This window comes from Paraconexibacter sp. (genome assembly GCF_059438195.1).
In genome coordinates, this window is record NZ_JBLKKY010000081.1 from 1 (window position 1) to 15,920 (window position 15,920).

General features: G+C 74.0%; 15 protein-coding genes and 2 pseudogenes. 9 read left to right on the forward strand and 8 right to left on the reverse strand.

Translation table 11 applies throughout. The features are described from left to right. Nucleotides 1–354 (reverse strand): annotated as a pseudogene (locus ACME2J_RS19665) (hypothetical protein); the annotation flags it as partial. A gap of 41 nt (nt 355–395) precedes the next feature. On the opposite strand from ACME2J_RS19665, the gene ACME2J_RS19670 reads away from it, so the two are divergent. Genes ACME2J_RS19670 through ACME2J_RS19680 form a run of 3 tightly spaced genes read left to right on the forward strand, consistent with a single transcriptional unit; the run spans nt 396 to nt 3,971 of the window. Continuing rightward, a complete protein-coding gene (locus tag ACME2J_RS19670) occupies nt 396–2,843 on the forward strand; it encodes a hybrid sensor histidine kinase/response regulator (protein WP_495546644.1) in 2,448 nt (815 codons plus the stop codon). 10 nt (nt 2,844–2,853) lie between these two features. Continuing rightward, complete coding sequence (locus ACME2J_RS19675; RefSeq protein WP_495546645.1) at nt 2,854–3,597, forward strand: HD-GYP domain-containing protein; 744 nt, start codon at nt 2,854–2,856, stop codon at nt 3,595–3,597. After that, a complete protein-coding gene (locus ACME2J_RS19680) occupies nt 3,594–3,971 on the forward strand; it encodes a response regulator (protein WP_495546646.1) in 378 nt (125 codons plus the stop codon). Before ACME2J_RS19675 ends, ACME2J_RS19680 begins: the two co-directional genes overlap by 4 nt. Nucleotides 3,972–4,142: 171 nt before the next feature. Here ACME2J_RS19680 and ACME2J_RS19685 read toward each other — a convergent pair whose 3' ends face one another. The 5 genes from ACME2J_RS19685 to ACME2J_RS19705 all read right to left on the reverse strand — a co-directional run bounded on the left by ACME2J_RS19685 (nt 4,143) and on the right by ACME2J_RS19705 (nt 9,597). Continuing rightward, on the reverse strand, nt 4,143–5,693 hold the full coding sequence (locus ACME2J_RS19685; RefSeq protein ID WP_495546647.1) for a succinic semialdehyde dehydrogenase: 1,551 nt from the start codon (nt 5,691–5,693) through the stop codon (nt 4,143–4,145). A gap of 92 nt (nt 5,694–5,785) precedes the next feature. Beyond that, entirely contained in the window at nt 5,786–6,229 is a 444-nt protein-coding gene (locus ACME2J_RS19690; RefSeq protein WP_495546658.1) for a peptidylprolyl isomerase, read from the reverse strand. A gap of 107 nt (nt 6,230–6,336) precedes the next feature. Next, the gene (locus tag ACME2J_RS19695) at nt 6,337–6,822 is read right to left on the reverse strand and encodes a c-type cytochrome (RefSeq protein WP_495546648.1); all 486 of its coding nucleotides are present in this window, start codon (nt 6,820–6,822) and stop codon (nt 6,337–6,339) included. A 114-nt stretch (nt 6,823–6,936) separates the two neighbouring features. Then, entirely contained in the window at nt 6,937–8,085 is a 1,149-nt protein-coding gene (locus ACME2J_RS19700; RefSeq protein WP_495546649.1) for a hypothetical protein, read from the reverse strand. A gap of 93 nt (nt 8,086–8,178) precedes the next feature. Beyond that, on the reverse strand, nt 8,179–9,597 hold the full coding sequence (locus ACME2J_RS19705; RefSeq protein WP_495546650.1) for a DEAD/DEAH box helicase: 1,419 nt from the start codon (nt 9,595–9,597) through the stop codon (nt 8,179–8,181). Between the two features lie 99 nt (nt 9,598–9,696). Here ACME2J_RS19705 and ACME2J_RS19710 point away from each other — a divergent pair, with 99 nt between their 5' ends. After that, nucleotides 9,697–10,632 carry a PfkB family carbohydrate kinase gene (locus ACME2J_RS19710; RefSeq protein WP_495546651.1) on the forward strand — a complete coding sequence of 312 codons (936 nt, stop codon included), beginning with the start codon at nt 9,697–9,699 and terminating at the stop codon, nt 10,630–10,632. Between the two features lie 66 nt (nt 10,633–10,698). Here ACME2J_RS19710 and ACME2J_RS19715 read toward each other — a convergent pair whose 3' ends face one another. Continuing rightward, a complete protein-coding gene (locus tag ACME2J_RS19715; protein ID WP_495546652.1) occupies nt 10,699–11,259 on the reverse strand; it encodes a TetR/AcrR family transcriptional regulator in 561 nt (186 codons plus the stop codon). A 192-nt stretch (nt 11,260–11,451) separates the two neighbouring features. Between ACME2J_RS19715 and ACME2J_RS19720 the strand changes: the two genes are divergently transcribed. The 5 genes from ACME2J_RS19720 (at nt 11,452) to ACME2J_RS19740 (ending at nt 14,954) form a co-directional block, all read left to right on the forward strand. After that, a complete protein-coding gene (locus ACME2J_RS19720) occupies nt 11,452–12,783 on the forward strand; it encodes a S8 family peptidase (protein ID WP_495546653.1) in 1,332 nt (443 codons plus the stop codon). A 118-nt stretch (nt 12,784–12,901) separates the two neighbouring features. Further along, nucleotides 12,902–13,174, forward strand: coding sequence for a hypothetical protein (locus tag ACME2J_RS19725; protein WP_495546654.1), 273 nt, complete (start codon nt 12,902–12,904; stop codon nt 13,172–13,174). Nucleotides 13,175–13,229: 55 nt separating this feature from the next. Next, on the forward strand, nt 13,230–13,850 hold the full coding sequence (gene dcd, locus ACME2J_RS19730) for a dCTP deaminase (protein ID WP_495546655.1): 621 nt from the start codon (nt 13,230–13,232) through the stop codon (nt 13,848–13,850). Nucleotides 13,851–13,860: 10 nt separating this feature from the next. Then, a complete protein-coding gene (locus ACME2J_RS19735) occupies nt 13,861–14,085 on the forward strand; it encodes a hypothetical protein (RefSeq protein ID WP_495546656.1) in 225 nt (74 codons plus the stop codon). Further along, nucleotides 14,082–14,954 carry a class I SAM-dependent methyltransferase gene (locus tag ACME2J_RS19740; RefSeq protein ID WP_495546657.1) on the forward strand — a complete coding sequence of 291 codons (873 nt, stop codon included), beginning with the start codon at nt 14,082–14,084 and terminating at the stop codon, nt 14,952–14,954. The genes ACME2J_RS19735 and ACME2J_RS19740 overlap by 4 nt, the downstream gene beginning before the upstream one ends. A 151-nt stretch (nt 14,955–15,105) precedes the next feature. Here ACME2J_RS19740 and ACME2J_RS19745 read toward each other — a convergent pair. Beyond that, nucleotides 15,106–15,920, reverse strand: a pseudogene (locus tag ACME2J_RS19745) (hypothetical protein); the annotation flags it as partial.

Consider the following 15,920-nt stretch of genomic DNA (forward strand, 5'->3'; position numbering starts at 1 on the left):
GTCGCCCTCGCCGTCGCCGTCACCCCCGCGGCCGCCGTCGCGGTCCCCCGGTCCACCGTCGCCCGAGGGACCGCCGGCCGCCCCGGGCGCGCTCTCGCCGCCGCCCGGCGCCGTGATCGGGACGGAGGGCACGCTCCCGGCGCGGGACGCCGGCGACCCCGAGGAGGACGAGGAGGACGCTGCGCCGGCTGCGCCCGGCAGGGAGGGGCCTGCGACGATCTGGCCGACCGCGCCGACCCCGCCGCCGCCGACCGTCGCCGCGAGGACGACCGCGACGAGGAGCCCGACCGGCACGATCGCGGCGGCGCCGCTCGCGCGGAGCAGTCCTCGCCACCACGAGCGCACGAGACCCATGTCCTGAGGGTAGAGCCACCGGGCCGCGTACGCTCCCCCTCGTGCGCCGCCTCTCGATCGCGCGTTCCCTCCAGCTCGCCCTCCTCGGGCTCACCGTCGCGCTCACGACGATCGCGGCGATCGGCGTCGCGAGCCTCTACGACTCGCGGCAGGAGTACGAGGACCGGCTCGCCGACGCCCTGCGCCTCGAGGCGAGCGCCGGCGAGCTCCTCGCCGCCGGGGTCGTCGAGGAGGCGACGCTGCGCCTGGCACCCGGTGACGAGGGGCTCGAAGCCCGGCGCCGGGCCCGCGCCGCGTTCCGAGCGGCCTACGAGGACGCGCTCTCCCGCGCGCAGGGCGACGCGCGCAGCGTCGCGCTCGTCCAGCAGGCGGCCGACGCCCAGCAGGACCTGCGGAACCGTCGCACGGACCCCGGCGCCCCGCTGGCGGCACGGGCGCCCATCGTCGCCCTCGCCGAGCGCCAGGAGGAGCGCATCGAGGACGCGCGCGACGAGGCCGAGGACGACAGCCGCCGCTCGCTCATCGCCGTCATCGCCGGGGGCGGCGCCGCGCTCGCGGTCGTGCTCCTCCTCATCGCCGCGCTCGTCGGCGCCCTCCGCCGGCCCCTGGACGACCTCGTCGAGGCGAGCGCGCGACTCGCCGAGGGCGAGGACGACGCGCACGTGACCGAGGAGGGGCCCGACGAGCTCCGCGTCCTCGCGCGCTCGTTCAACCGCATGGCGGACGACGTCCAGGCGGCGGCGGCGCGCGTGCGCGCGGAGCGCGACCGCCTCGACGTGACGATGCGGAGCCTCGGAGACGCCCTCGTCCAGGTCGACGCCGACGACGTCGTCGTCTCCGCGAACCCGCGGGCGGCGGAGCTCGTGCCCGAGCTGACGGTCGGCACCCGGGCCGTCCCGCCGCCCGCCCCGCTCGCCGAAGCGCTCGAGGACGAGGTCGTCGTCGACCGCGACGGACAGATCCTCGCGGTCACCGCGGTCCCGCTCGCCGACGGGGCGGGCGTCGTCTGGACCCTCCGCGACGTCTCCGAGCGGGCGCGACTCGAGCGGCTGAAGACCGAGTTCGTCGCGACGGCCTCGCACGAGCTGCGCAGCCCCCTCACGTCGATCAAGGGCTTCGTCGAGCTGCTCCTCGCGGACTCGACGCTCACATCGCGCCAGCGTGAGTTCCTCGAGATCGTCCTCGTGTCGACGAACCGCCTCGTCGACCTCGTCGGCGATCTCCTCGACGTCGCGCGCGTCGAGGCGGGACGGCTGGAGCTCCACCGGCGAGCGACCGACCTCCGCGACGTCATCGAGGAGGTGACGACGCTCCTGCGCCCGCGGCTCGACGAGAAGGGCCAGGTCCTCTCGCTCGAGATCGAGCCCGAGCTGCCGCGCGCGGACGGCGACCCGGGGCGTCTGCGCCAGATCCTCACGAACCTCCTCACGAACGCCCACCTCTACACCGACCAGGGCGGCCAGATCGCGGTGAGGGCACGTGGCAGCGGCCGTGACGAGGTCGTCCTCGAGGTCGCCGACACCGGCCGCGGGATGGACGCCGACGATCTGGAGCACGTCTTCGACCGCTTCGTCCGCAAGGGCGACCCCGACCACTCGCAGGGCTCCGGCCTCGGCCTCTCGATCGTGCGCTCGCTCGTCGAGCTCCACGACGGCCGGATCGACGTGACGTCCGCACCCGGGGAGGGGACGACGTTCACCGTCACGCTGCCGACGGCGCGGCGCTCCGAGCCCTCGGAAGCGGCGCGCGCCGCCCTGCGCGGCCGCCACGTGCTCGTCCTCGACGACGAGCCGGCCGTCGCCGAGCTCATCTCCCAGCGTCTGGGCGAGGTCGGCGCGCGGACGACCATCGTCCACGACGGGCCCTCCGCGCTCGAGGCTCTGCGGCGCGAGCGCTTCGACGCCGTGACCCTCGACATCCTCATGCCGGGGATGAGCGGCTTCGAGGTGATGCGCGCCCTCCGGGCCGATCCCGAGCTCGCCGACATCCCCGTCGTCGTCGTGTCCGTGTTCTCCGGCCGCGAGGCGCTCTCTGGGGAGCGCGTCGTGAGCAAGCCGATCGACGCCGACGAGCTCGCCGACGCGCTCGGGTCGGCCGTGCTCGCGGACCGCGTCCGCGTCCTCGTCGTCGGCCGGGAGGCGATCCGGCCGCATCTCGAGGGCGTCCTCGACGAGCTGCGCATCGAGCACGCGTGGGCGGACGATCCCGCGACCGTGCGCATCCTCTGCGCGCGCCGGCGCTTCGAGGTGGCGCTCGTCGACGCCGGCCTCGACGACCCGGCCGCGGTCGTCGCCGCGCTCGACCTGCGCGGCCGCCGCCTCGCGCGCGCGGTCGTCGTCTCCACCGACGGCGACCTCGACCATGCCGCGGGGTTCGCCCGGCTCGACGCCGAGCCGGTGGCGATCGACGACGCGGGGCGCGTCGTCCTCGATCTCCTCGACGCCGCACCTCCGTCCGGTCGGCGGCGTGCGAGGGCGGACGGCGGGTAGGGTGGAGGCGATGTCGGCCGGTTCGCAGCAGGAGGAGGTCGAGGCGCTGCGCGAGCGCCTCGAGGCGCAGGAGCGCGCGGCGGTCGAGAAGGAGCGTCAGCTCGAGCGCTACGCGGCCGATCTCCGGGAGACGTTCAAGCAGGAGCGGGCACGCGCCCAGGAGCTCCGGGCCTCCTACATGGCGACGGTCCGCGCGCTGGCGAACGCGGTCGAGCGGCGCGACGCCTACACGGGCAAGCACGCCGAACGCGTCGCCGCCTACGGCCTCGAGATCGCGAAGGCGGCCGGCGTGCGTCTCGGAGACGCGCCGGAGATCGAGTTCGGCTTCCTCCTCCACGACATCGGCAAGCTCGGCGTGCCGGATTCGGTGCTGTTCAAGCCCGGTCCCCTCACGCTCCAGGAGCGCGCGCTCATGGAGCGCCACCCCGTCATCGGCTGGGAGATCATCCGCGACATCGACTTCCTCGGGGAGGCGAAGGCGGTCGTGCGCTCGCACCACGAGCGGTGGGACGGGAAGGGCTACCCGGACCGCCTCTCGGGCGAGGCGATCCCGGAGGCCGCGCGCGTCTTCGCCGTGGCGGACACGCTCGATGCGCTGACGACCGACCGCCCCTACCGAGCCGGGAAGACGCTGCCGGTCGCGCGGGCGATCATCCGCGAGGCCCGGGGCACGCAGTTCGATCCGCGCGCGGTCGACGCCTTCGACGAGGTCTCCGACGAGACGATCGAGGAGATCGTGAGGGATCTGCGTTGAACGGGGCACACGCCGTCCTCGTCGTCGACGACGACCCGTTCATCCGCAAGCTCGTCGCCACGACCCTCGAGGACGTCGCGGGCTTCGTCCTCCACGAGGCGGCGGACGGCCTCGAGGCCCTCGAGGAGGCCGACGCCGCGCCGCCCGCGATCGTCTTCCTCGACATCGACATGCCGCGCATGGACGGCCTCACGGCGTGCCGCGAGCTGCGCGCTCGCCCCTCGGGGGCCGACGCGACGATCGTCATGCTCACCGCTTCGGCCGGCGAGGAGCACGAGGCGGGCGCGCGGGCCGCGGGCGCCGACCTCTTCCTCACGAAGCCGTTCAGCCCGCTCGACCTCCTGCGCCTCGTCGACGACCTCGGCGGCGACTGAGCGGCGCGGCGCGCCGCGCATCGTTCCCGCGAGGCGAGAAGGATCCGCGGCGCGGCCGGCCGGCGGCGCGCGCGACGGACGCCCGCACCGGGCGGTCCGGCCCCGGACGTGCGACGGGCCGGCCCGGAGGCCGGCCCGTCAGCGGGACCCAGGTCTGTCGCGACCGCGGCGTCAGTCGCGCTTGCCGCGACCGTAGAGGAAGCGGAACGTCTTCCCGAGGAGCTTCGTGACCCGCTTGTTGTACGGGTACATGAAGGGGTCCTTCTTCGTCGCGAAGCGCGTGACGACGATCGCCTGCTGCTGGCAGTACTTGCGGATGCCGCCCGCTCCGTGGCGCGTGCCGAGGCCGGAGGCCTTCGCCCCGCCCATCGGCAGCTCCATCGCGAGGTAGTTGACGAGCGCGTCGTTGACGCACACCGCACCGGACTCGAGCCGGCGCGCGACCGCCTCGGCGTGCCCGATGTCCTTGCCGTAGACCGACGCCCCGAGCCCGTACTCGGAGTCGTTGGCGAGGCGGATCGCCTCCTCGGCGTCGGCGACCTTCATGATCGGGAGCGTCGGGCCGAACGTCTCCTTCGTCATGCAGTCCATCGTGTGGTCGACGTCGACGAGGACCGTCGGCTCGAACCAGTGGCCGGCGCGGTCGCCGCGCTTGCCTCCGACGAGGACCTTCGCGCCCTTCGTCTTCGCGTCCTCGACGTGGCTCTCGACGATCTCGACCTGCTTCGGGAAGGTCATCGACCCGACGTCCTGCTCACCGGGGGCGCCGTCGCCCTGACGGAGGGCCTTCACCTTCTCGGTCACCTTCGCGACGAACTCGTCGTAGACCGGCTCCTCGACGTAGACGCGCTCGATGGAGATGCACGTCTGGCCGCAGTTGAACATGCTCCAGTAGACCGCGCCGTTCGCCGCGCGATCGAGATCCGCGTCACGCAGGACGATCATCGGGTCCTTGCCGCCGAGCTCGAGCGAGACGGGGGTGAGCGTCTCGGCGGCCTTCGTCATCACCTTCTGGCCGGTCGCGGTCGACCCGGTGAACATGATCATGTCCGCCTCGTCGGTGAGGGCGGCACCGGTCTGACCGAGGCCGGTCGCGACCTGGAAGACGCCTTCCGGCATCCCGCACTCACGCAGGCCCTCGGCGAGCTTGAGGCTCGTGAGCGGCGTGATCTCCGACGGCTTGAGGATGACGGAGTTGCCCGCCATGAGCGCCGGGATGCAGTCGCCGAAGCTGTTGGTGAGCGGGTAGTTCCACGGCCCGATGACGCCGATGAGGCCGAGCGGCCGGTAGCGGAGCACGAGCTTCTTGCCCTTGATGAGGACGTTCGCCGACTTCACCTTCTCGTCGGAGAGGTACTCCGCCGCGTTGTCGGCCCAGAAGCCGAACGCCGCCGCCCCGTAGGACAGCTCGGCGATCTGCGCGTCCTCGTAGGTCTTGCCGGTCTCCGACCGGATGACGTCGATGATCTCGTCGCCGTGGTCGAGGACCCACTTCTGCATCCGCTTCATGATGCGGGCGCGGCCCTCGAAGCCGATCGCCTCCCACGCGGGCTGCGCGGCCCGGCCCTTGCGAGCCAGCGCGGCCACGGCCGCGGCATCGAGATCGGGGACCTCGGCGATGACCTCCCCGGTCGCGGGGTTCTCGACCGTGAACGTCCGGCCGCTCGCGGCCTTCTCCTCACTCGCTGTGACCTGCTCGGTCGTCTCCTCGACGCTGGCCATCTCTCTCTCCCGTCGTGGCGTTACTCGACAACGTGTCAGCCCCCCATGCTAGCGCCCGTCTGGCGCAGCGGCCAGACGGGCGGGCGCGGCGGCTACTCGGAGATCTCGAGCGTGCTGATCCCGAGCGGCTCGAGCGGCCGGTCCCGGGCATCCGTCGGAGCCGACTCGATCTTGTCGACGACGTCCATGCCGACGGTGACCTCCCCGAAGACCGTGTGCTTGCCGTCGAGCCACGGGCAGGCGTCCGCGGTGACGATGAAGAACTGCGAGCCGTTCGTGTCCGGTCCCGCGTTCGCCATCGCGAGGGCCCCCCGGACGATCTTGTGCTCGTTGATCTCGTCCTCGAACGTGTAGCCGGGGCCGCCGGTCCCCGTCCCCTGCGGGCAGCCGCCCTGGATCATGAAGTCCTTGATCACGCGGTGGAAGATGAGGCCGTCGTAGAAGCCCTTCCCGGCGAGCTCCTTGAAGTTGTCGACGGTCTTCGGGGCGTCGGCGTCGAAGAGCTCGAACGTGATCGGGCCCTCGGTCGTCGTCATGGTGGCGGTGGACACCGGCGGGTCTCCTTGCGGTGGGGTGGTGACGGGCGCCCGACGCGAGGTCGGGTCGCCCGACGCTACCGGTCCGCTCCGCCCGACGCCCGCCGTCAGCCGCCGCCGGCGGCCGTCGAGAGGTACTCGACGAGCGCGTCGAGCTCCTGCGGGCTCAGCTGCTCCTCGTAGTTGTCGGGCATGACGGGCTGGAAGCCGTCGACGATCTCGGCCGACGGGTCCACGATCGACGTGCGGATGTCGTCCGGGCTCTGACCCTGGAGCGACTCGTCGAGGTTCGGGCCCACGCCGCCGCTCGTATCGGCGTCGGCGAGCTGGTGGCAGGACCCGCAGCCGGTGGACACGAAGATCTCGCGGCCCTGGTCGGCGGACGCCCCGCCGGTCTCCGCGTCGCCGGGCGTCGTCTCGGTCGGCTCGGTCGTCTCGCTCGGCTCGGGAGCCGCCTCGGTCTGCGTGACGTCGCCGGACGGAGCGACGTCGTCGTCATCGTCGTCGCCGCAGGCGGCGAGACCCCCTCCGGCGGCGGCGAGCGCCGCGAGGACGGCGACGGGTCGGAGTGCTCGGCGGATCTCCATGTGCATGGACGGCCTCCTCGGTCTCGACGGACGCGCCGAGCCTACCCGAGTTGGCACCCTCGCATTCATCGTTCCCGCGACGGGCCGTGCACCGCCCGTCGCGGCAGCCGGGCCGACCGCTCAGCGGAAGAGGCGGATCTCGCTGATCCTCACGAGCGGGAAGCGCTCGGGCGGGTTCGTGATCCACAACGCGAGGCGCCGGATCTTCCGCTCACCGCCGAGGGAGAGGCGATCGACGTCGTCGCCCTTCGTGTTGCCGTCCTTCGTCGTGCGGTCGAACGACCCGATGTCCGTGAAGTGCTTCCAGCGCGTGTCGAGGATGTCCGGCGGAAGAGCGTCCGAGGTCGCCCCGTAGGTCTCGAGGCGGTATCCCGGCGTGTCGGAGAGGACCTCGATCGCACCGACCGTCGTCTCCTTCCCGAGATCGATGACGAGCCCGACGCCCATCGCCTCCCCCGGGGTCTTCGTGCCGAGGCGCATGACCGAGTCGCGACTCCCGTCGTGTGTGTCCGCGGGGTCGCCCTTCACGGTGAGCCGGCCGTACGGGTCGTAGATCTTCACCCCGCCGTCGGGGATCTCGACCGCGGTGCGGGTGACGCCGCCGCCGTCCTGGGACGACCCGCTCGAGCCGGAGTCGCCGGTGCCCTTCGTGCCCGAGTCGCCCGAGCCCGCGCCCTCGTCGCCGCCGGACTCCTCTCCGCCGCCGGTCGCGCCACCGGTCGAGGGCGGCGTCGGGGAAGGCAGCGGCGCCACGGGAGCCGGCGGGGTCACCGGCGGCGCAGGTGTCACCGCGCCCGAGGGGGGCGGCGGGACCGGGACGGTCGGCGCGGTCCCGCCCGGGGGCGTCGTCGGCGCACTCGTCGCGGGCGGCGCCGGCGCGGGCGGCGCCGAGGCCGGCGGCAGCGCCGGTGGCGCCTGCGCGACCGGGCCGGCCGGAGGCGGAGCCGGCTGCGAGGCCTCGACGTTCGCGTCCTCGCTGAGCGCCGCGTAGCCCGCGGCGACCGCTCCGGTCGCCAGGAGGAGCGTCGCCCCGACGACCGTCATCATCGCCCGCCAGCCCGGGCGCGCCCCGAGGCGGCCCGGCGCGGCGGCGCCGCACTCCAGGCACCAGTCCTGCTCGGCCGCCATCGCCGCTCCGCAGGTGTCGCACGTCCGCGCGTCGGGCTCGGGCGCGCCGCCGTTCGAACCGGGTCCCCCCGGGCGGGACGGCTCGCCCGGCTCCGAGCCCGCAGGGGCGCCCGTCTCCGGTTCGGCGAGAAGCGGATTCACGCCCTTCAGGGTCGCACATCCGCGCGCGAGCGCGCAAAGGCGACCCCTCGCGGGCGATGCCCAGCGGTCGGTCGCCGAGCCGGCGACGGCGGGCTACGCGACGCGTTCGGCGGCGCGCGGCGCCCCTGCGAGCTTCGCGCCGTCGACCTCGTCGACGACGCGGTCGGCTTCGTCGCCCGGCACGCGCAGGATCGTGAAGCGCCGCAGGACGCGCACGTCACGGACGGCCTCCCCGTCGAGCCCCGTCACCCCGGTGATGTGATGGACGACGTCCCGGACCTCGACGCCGTCGTCGGAGCCCGCGCCGAGGAAGAGGGTCACGGTCGGCGCGTCGCCGTCGCGCGCGATCCGCGGCTTCGCGTGGCGCCGCGGCTTCTCCTCGAGCTTCGCCGGCGCGGTGTGGGCGCCCTCCGACCACGGCGCGATCTTCGCGTTGATGTGGTCCTCGATCGCCTCGAGCTCGCGCTTCTGGCGCGGCTCGACGAAGGTGACCGCGCGGCCGCTGCGCCCGACGCGACCGGTCCGCCCGATGCGGTGCACGTAGACGTCGGGCGAGGTCGGGACGTCGTAGTTGACGACGTGCGTCACCGTCGAGATGTCGAGCCCGCGGGCCGCGACGTCCGTCGCGACGAGGATCGGGACGCGGCCGCCCTTGAAGCTGAGCATGACGCCGTCGCGCGCGCCCTGGCTCATGTCGCCGTGGAGCGCCTTCACGTTGAGCCCCTTGTCGCGCAGCGTCCGGCCGAGCTGGTCGCAGCGGACCTTCGTGCGGACGAAGACGATCGCCTGGTCGGGCTTCTCGGCCTTGAGGACCTCGACGAGCTTCCCCGGCTTGTCCGCGGGCTTCACGTCGACCTGGAACTGCTCGACGCTCTCGACGGTGAGGGCCGCGGCCTTCACCTTGACGTGCGCCGGGTCGTAGAGATAGTCGTCGGCGAGCTCGCGGATCGGCGGCGGCATCGTCGCCGAGAAGAGCGCGGTCTGCCGGCTGTTCGGCGTGAGCGAGAGGATCTTCGCCACGTCCTCCAGGAACCCGAGGTCGAGCATCTCGTCGGCCTCGTCGAGGACGACGAAGCGGCAGTCGTGGAGGACGAGCGAATGGCGGGAGATGAGGTCGAGGACCCGGCCGACCGTCCCGACGACGACGTGGCCCCCGGCCTGGAGCTGCGACTGCTGCGTGCGGATCGGCGCGCCGCCGAAGACCGCGACGACGTCGACCCCCTTCGGCTGGCCGTAGCCGCGCAGCGCCTGGGTGACCTGGATGCACAGCTCTCGCGTCGGGGTGAGGACGAGCGCCTGGACCTCCCGCACGGACGGATCGACGTACTCGACGATCGGCAGGCCGAAGGCCGCGGTCTTCCCCGAGCCCGTCTGCGCCTGGCCGATGACGTCGCGCCCCTCGAGCATCGGGGGGATCGCCTGCTCCTGGATCGGCGACGGCTGCTCGTAGCCGACTTCCTGCAGGGCCTTGAGGGTCGTCTCCGAGAGGCCGAGGTCGGCGAAGGTCGTCATCACCCCGGAGGTTAGAGAGCGACGGCCCCGGAGGCGCGCCGGGGAGCGGCCCACCCGCCCGGGCCGTACGCGGCGCAGAGGACGTGTAGCGTGCTGGCCATGAGCGTGACCTGTGTCGGATCCATCGCCTTCGACTCCGTGAAGACGCCGTTCGGCGAGCGCGAGCGGATGCTCGGAGGTGCGGCGACCCACTTCGCACTCGCGGCCTCCTTCTTCGACGAGGTCCGCGTCGTCGGGCCGGTCGGCGACGACTTCGGGGAGGGGGAGCTCGCGACCCTCTCCACCCGCGGGACGAACGTCGACGACGTCGAGCGCGTCGCGGGCGGGAAGACCTTCTTCTGGAAGGGCGAGTACCACTGGGACCTCAACAGCCGCGACACGCTCGACACGCAGCTCAACGTCTTCGAGCACTTCGAGCCGAAGCTCTCCCCCGCCTCGCGCGAGAGCGAGGTCCTCTTCCTCGCGAACATCGTCCCGGCGCTCCAGGCCCAGGTCCTCGAGCAGTGCACCGGGGCGAAGTGGAGCGCCCTCGACTCGATGAACCTCTGGATCGACATCGCGCGCGACGACCTCGTGAAGGTCATCAGCATGGTCGACTGCGTCATCCTCAACGACGCCGAGGTCCGCCAGCTCACGGAGAAGCCGAACATCGTGCAGGGCGCGCGCGAGCTGCTGGCGTGGGGCCCGTCGGCCGTCGTCGCGAAGCAGGGCGAGTACGGCGCGGTCCTCGTCACCGCGGACGGCTTCTTCTCGCTGCCCGCGTACCCGCTCGAGAACGTCATCGACCCGACCGGGGCGGGCGACACGTTCGCCGGCGGCCTCGTCGGCTACGTCGCGGCGCACCGCGACGAGGACGTCGACCACGCGCTCCTGACGCGCGCGATGGCCTACGGGACGGCGCTGGCCTCCTACAACGTCGAGGAGTTCGGGACCGAGCGCGTCGCCCGCCTCACGGCGACCGAGATCTCCGAGCGCGTGCGCACCCTGTCCGAGATCACGACGTTCGAGGACACGCCCGTCGCCCTGCGCGGCTGACGGGCGCGGCCCGACGCGACCGGCCGCACGACGGCGGCCGGCCCTGTCGGGGTGCTGCCGCGCGCCTCAGGCGCGCAGCAGCGTCATGGTGTGCTTCGCGGCCTTCTTCGCCGTCAGGTCGCCGTCGCCGACCTGCGGCAGGAAGCCGTAGACCAGGCCGCCGAACGCGGCGACGAGCTGGCGCAGCGGGACGTCCTTGCGGATGTCGCCGGAGCGCTGCGCCTTGCGGATGAGCGACTCGATCGGCTGGCGGACGTCGTCGCGGTGCTCCTCGTTCGACGGACCGAGCGTCGACGAGAAGCGGTAGATGCGGTAGCGGTCGCCGACCTCGAAGAGGGCGACCGCGATGCGCTCGAGCCGGGCCATCGGCTCGAGCGAGTCGTCGGCCGCGATGCGGTCGACCTCGACCTGCGTGTCGCGGAACGCGCGGACGCGGACCGCGTGGATGAGGTCCTCCCGGCTCGCGAAGTGCCGGTGGACGGTCGCTCGGTGGAGGTTGCACGCGGCGGCGACGTCCTGGACGGAAGCCGACGGGTCCTCCGCGAGCACGCGGCTCGCGGCGTCGACGATCGCCTCGGCGTTGCGAACCGCGTCGGCCCGGCGGATGCGGGTGGCGGTGGCGGACATGGGGAGAAGCTGACCTCTTGTGGCGTTTGCGGAAGAAAGAACGAACCGTACACCTGACGCGGTTCCGCGGACATCCCCGATTCCGGGGATGCGCCCCTCGATCGTCCGTCCACGATCGTCGCAGTTCGGCGCCTGGCCGTCCGACGACAGGAGAGGCCGCCCCCCTCGGCCGCCTCCTCTCGCGAACCTCCGATGCCCCCTTCCCTGCTCTGCAGCGCGTGCCGGCGCGGCGCGACGATCGTCGCCGCTCTCGCGCTCGCCCTCCTCGTGATCGCCGCCCCGGCGTCGGCGGTCCCCGCCCCCGACCCGATGGCGGCGGAGGCGTGGCCCATCGCCGACGACGCGCCGATCGGCGCCCAGAGCGCATGGGATCGCACGACCGGCGGCGACGTCGTCGTCGCGGTCATCGACTCGGGCGTCGACCTCGATCACCCCGACCTCGCCCCGAACCTGTGGCGCAACCCGGGCGAGGTGCCCGGCAACGGCGTCGACGACGACCGCAACGGGAGCGTCGACGACGTCCACGGCGTCGACGCCGTCAACGCGGACGGCGACCCGTCCGACGACAACGGTCACGGGACCCACGTGGCGGGCATCCTCGGGGCGCGCGGCGGGAACGGCATCGGCGCCGCAGGCATCGCGTGGCGCGTCCGCATCATGGCCGTGAAGGTCCTCGACCACCAGGCCGCCGGCAACACGGCGACGGTCGCGCGCGGCGTCGACTACGCGCTCGCCAACGGCGCCCGGATCCTCAACCTCAGCCTCGCGGGCGCCCAGCGCAGCACCGAGCTCGACAACGCGATCGCGCGGGCCCGCGCCGCCGGGGCGCTCGTCGTGACCGCCGCGGGCAACCACCGCAACGACCTGTCGCTCGTCCCGGCGTGGCCGGCCGTCTCGGAGGAGCCCAACGTGCTCGCGGTCGCCGCGTCGACGCCGAGCGGCGCCCTCTCGACGATCTCGAGCTTCGGCGCGCCCGTCGACCTCGTCGCCCCCGGCGACGCGGTGTTCGCGACCGCCCTCGGCGGCGGGTACGAATGGCGGACCGGCACGTCGATGGCGGCACCGCTCGTGGCAGGCACCGCCGCCCTCGTGGCGAGCGCGAGCGGGACGACCGACGCCGGCGTCCTGCGCAACGCGCTCCTCGCGGGCGCCCGTCCGGCAGGCCTCCCGATCGGCGGCGGCGCCCTCGACGCGGCGCGGGCGATCGCATCGGCCGCCCCCGCCCCGGCTCCTGCCCGCAGCTCGACGAGCGCCGCGGACGCGATCGCGGGGACCTGGACGGCGACCGGCGACGACGAGTCCGAGCGGTCGCCGCGCAGGCGGTCCGCGCTGCGCTCGCGGGCCCGCGGACGCCTCACGGTCCGCCCGCTCACGAGCGATGCCGTCGCACGCGACCGCCACCACACGACGCGCGTGCCCGCCCCGGGCAGCCGCTCCTCCGCCCGGAGCCGGTCCCGCGCGAAGGCCCGCGCCTCGCAGGAGCGGCGCCTGCCGCGTTCGGTCCCGGTGCGCGCCGCCGACTGAGCCTGGTCGCACCGGAAGACCCCGCGATGGTCGCTGGATCCGGGCTGGGCGAGCCGGGCGCGCGGCCGCGCGAATCGATCCCACGCAGCGCGATGACGCCGCTACCATCGGTGTCGACGTGGGCTGGACGTTCTTCTATCTGATGGTGATCCTCAAGATCCCGATCGTCGCCCTCCTCTGGATCGTCTGGTGGGCGATCAACGCGACGGACGAGGAGGAGGCGCCGACCGGTGACGACGACGGCGGGCTCCGCCGCGAGCGTCACCCGCGCGACCCGCGTCCCCGCCCCCCGCGCCGCGGCCCGCACGGCGACCCGCCGCCGCCCGCGCCTCCGCGGACGCGCACGCCCGCCGTCGCCCACAAGGCCCCGCGGCGCACCGAGCGCACCTGAGCGGACGCGGGGCCCGCCCGTGCGCCCGTCGGCGCGGACTGGGAGACTCCACGCCATGACGAGCTCCGTCCTCTCCGACGGGACGATCCGCCGCCTCGTGGAGGAGGGCCGGATCCGCCTCGACCCGTGGGATCCGCGCATGGTGCAGCCGGCGAGCGTCGACCTCCGGCTCGGCCGGTCGTTCCGCGTCTTCCACAACTTCCGTGTGGGGGCGATCGACCTCGCCGAGCCCCCGAGCAACCTCACCGAGCACCTCGAGCTCACCGACGGGGAGTCGTTCGTCATCCATCCCGGCGAGTTCGTCCTCGGCCGCACGGAGGAGTGGGTGGAGCTCCCCGACGACCTCGTCGCGCGCATCGAGGGGAAGTCGAGCCTCGGTCGCCTCGGCCTCATCGTCCACGCCACCGCGGGCTTCGTCGACCCCGGGTGGCGCGGGACGCTCACGCTCGAGATCACGAACCTCACGCGCGTCCCGATCGTGCTGTGGCCCGGCAAGCCGATCGCGCAGCTCTCGTTCATGACCCTCGACAAGCCCGCCGAGCGTCCGTACGGGCACCCGGAGCTGGGCAGCCACTACCACGGCCAGGTCGACGCGACCGAGTCGCGGTACGAAGGCGGACCGGCCGCGCCGGCGAGCGCTGCACGCGCGCCTGACGGCGGCGGCGCGGTCGGGTAGGCTCGCGCTCATGCTCGAGCTGCTCACGATCGCCACCGCCGAAGGCGGAGAGGAGTCCTCGAAGGCCCTCTTCTACATCCTCGGCGGGATCCTCGCCGGGCTCGCCGTCCTCGTCTCCGCCGTCGGCATGAGCCGCCCGGACTTCCCGTCGAACGACGGAGCCGCGCGCGGCCTCACCGGCATCTTCGTCGCGCTCGTGCTCGGCACGTGCGCTGCCGTCATCATCACCGCGTGAACGAGCGAGACACGGCTCCGCCCGCCCCGTCCGCCGGCCCGGCGGACGGCGATCTCACCGCGCGCGTCCAGGCGCTGAGCTGGTACCACACGATCGACCTCGCCCCGGGCGTGACGACGCCCGGGCACTTCGACACGCGGCCGACGGTCGCGCACGTCCCGCTGCCGGAGCGGCTCGACGGCCTGCGCTGCCTCGAGGTCGGGACGTGGGACGGGTTCTGGGCCTTCGAGCTCGAGCGCCGCGGGGCCGCCTCGGTCACGGCGATCGACCTCGACGACCCGCAGCGGTGGGACTGGCCGCCGGAGGCGCGCATCCGCATGGATCGCGAGGGCCGGCGCCTCGAGTACCTCGATCGCTTCAAGAAGGACGCCGCCGGCTTCCGGCTCGCCCGCGAGGCGCTCGGATCCTCGGTCGAGCGGCTCGACTGCTCGGTCTACGACCTCGACCCCGAGGTGCACGGGACCTTCGACTTCGTCTTCCTCGGCTCGCTCCTCCTCCACCTCCGCGACCCGGTCCGCGCGCTCGACGCCCTGCGCGGCGTCTGCTCCGGCGAGGCGGTCGTCGCCGACGCGGTCGAGCTGCTCTCGACGATCACCCGGCCGCGGACGCCGGTCGCCCGGCTCGAGGGCCTCGAGGAGTCGTGGTGGTGGCAGCCGAACGCGGCCGGCTTCCTGCGGATGGTCCGCTCGGCGGGCTTCGAGATCCTCGACCGGTCGGGCCTGTACTTCCTCCCGACGGGGCCGAGCCATCCTCGCCCCTCGCTGCTCTCGGGCTGGCGCCAGCTCGGGAGCGCCCGCGGGCGCGAGCGCTACGTCGTGCGCCTCAAGGGGATCCCGCACGTCGCGGTGCGCGCGCGCCCGCTGCGCTGAGCGCCGGGGCCGCGCACGGCGGCGGGGTTCCGCAGGCGTTGCGCCGGGCCCTGCGCGACGCCGCGCAGCGCCGAGAACTCAAGACCGGCTCTCAACCGGCACGACCTGAGTTCTCGCCGGGCGGGAAGGCCCGCACCGACGACACCGGACCTCAGTAGCCGCGGCGGGCGATGCGCTCCTCGCGCTCCTGACGGCGGCGCTCCTCGCGCTCGCGCTTCTCGCGCTCCTTCTCGGCGGCGGCGTCGACGATCTGCAGGCCGCTCGCGCCGGGGTTGACCTCGGCCCCGAAGGTGTGGACCTCGGGCTCGCGGTCGTCGTCGCGCGGCCGGCGCGGACGGTCGTCGCGGTCGCGACGCGGACCCCCGCGGCGCGGTCCGCCGGGACCGTCCCGCCGCGGGCCCCGGCCGGGGCGCCGGGCGGCCTGCTGCCGCGAGGCGACGTCGGCCGCCTCCTCCTTGCCGAGGAGCGCGAAGCAGACGTCGATGTTCTCCGCCACGGAGAGCACCTGGTAGGCGAGGGCGCGGTCGAGCGCGCGGTGCGCGAGCGCCCCGCCGCTGCGGCGACGGAGCTCGCGGCGCCAGTCGGACGCCTCGCGGAGCATGTCCGCGAACGTGTCGCGCTCCTTCTGGTGGAGCGCCTGCACGGCGTCGCGGCAGGCGACGCGGCCGCCGAACTGGTCGAGCAGCGTCTGACCGGCGGCACGGAGGTCGTCGAAGGGCAGCGGGCCCTCGAGCGGCTTCTGCGGCCCGCGCCGACCGCGGCGACGGCCGCCCTTCTTCCCGGACGGCTTCTTCTCCTTCGCCGGGGCCGCCTTGGTCGCGCCCTCGGCCGGCGCGGACGCGTCGCCCTGGGCAGGCGCCTCGGCCTGAGCGGCGGCCTCGGCCCCGGCAGCGGACGCCTCGGGCTGCGCGGACGCGTCAGGCTGAGCGGCGGCCTCGGCCCCGGCGGCGGACGCCTCGGGCTGGG